This window comes from Mesorhizobium sp. M7A.F.Ca.CA.004.04.2.1, assembly GCF_004022825.1.
Classification (GTDB): domain Bacteria; phylum Pseudomonadota; class Alphaproteobacteria; order Rhizobiales; family Rhizobiaceae; genus Mesorhizobium.
Genome location: NZ_RZPH01001477.1, coordinates 1 through 1,011 on the forward strand (window position 1 = coordinate 1; position 1,011 = coordinate 1,011).

Consider the following 1,011-nt stretch of genomic DNA (forward strand, 5'->3'; position numbering starts at 1 on the left):
CGATGGGGGCTGCGCGCACATGCCTGCGCGGGTCGAGCACGCGGCCGGCAAGCAGTGCGGCCAGCACGTCACGCGTCTGGACGACGCCGACCATGACGTCGACGCCGCCGTCGCCTGCCGGCAGGCGCGAATGCTGGGTTTCCATGAGCAGCTTGCGGATGGCCGCCTCGTCGGATTGCAGATTGATCCAGTCGACTTCGGTGCGCGGCGTCATCACCGCGCGCACGGCGCGGTCGCCAAGCCGCATGACGCCTGCGATCATGCGCCGCTCGTCGGATTCGATGGTGCCGTGATGCTCGGCCTCGGCGACCAGCATCTTGATCTCCTCATCGGTGACCTTCTCCTCGCTTTCGCCGCGCTGGCCGAGCAGCCACAGGATGGTGCGGCCGGAGAAATCGAGCAGGAAGACCAGCGGCGCCGAAACGGTGGCGAGGATGGTCATTGCCGGAGCGACCCTGGCGGCGACCCGCTCTGGGTCGCGCAAGGCGATCTGCTTGGGCACCAGTTCGCCGACGATCAGCGAGAAATAGGTGATGATGGCGACGACGATGCCGACGCCGAGCGGATCGGCGACGGTCTCGCGGATGCCGGTCGAGGCCAGGAACTGCGCCAGCCGTTCGCCGAGCGTGGCGCCGGAAAAGGCGCCGGAGAGGACGCCGACCAGGGTGATGCCGATCTGCACCGAGGACAGGAACTTGCCGGGATTGGAACCCAACTCGAGCGCGCGGCCGGCGCCATTGATGCCTCGGTCGATCATCGCTTTCAGGCGGGCCGGTCGCGACGAGACGATGGCAAGTTCGGACATCGACAGAAGGCCGTTCACACAGATGAGGACGACCACGATAGCGATTTCTACGTATAACATGAGCGGTCAATAGCATTGCGGCGCGGTCTTCGAAAATAGTCCGACGTGATTTTTGAGAAATGACCGGCATTTCGGTCACGCGGCATCCCAGGGCGGCGCCGAAAAATGTTCGACGAGGGCGTCGACGACAACCCGTACCTTTGGCG

The 1,011-nt window shown here is 65.1% G+C and carries 1 protein-coding gene; it reads right to left on the bottom strand.

Translation table 11 applies throughout. The annotated features are described in order from the left end of the window. A partial coding sequence (locus EN893_RS35505) for a hemolysin family protein (protein ID WP_164901467.1) occupies nucleotides 1-865 on the bottom strand: 865 nt, incomplete at its 3' end. Nucleotides 866-1,011: the final 146 nt, after the last annotated feature.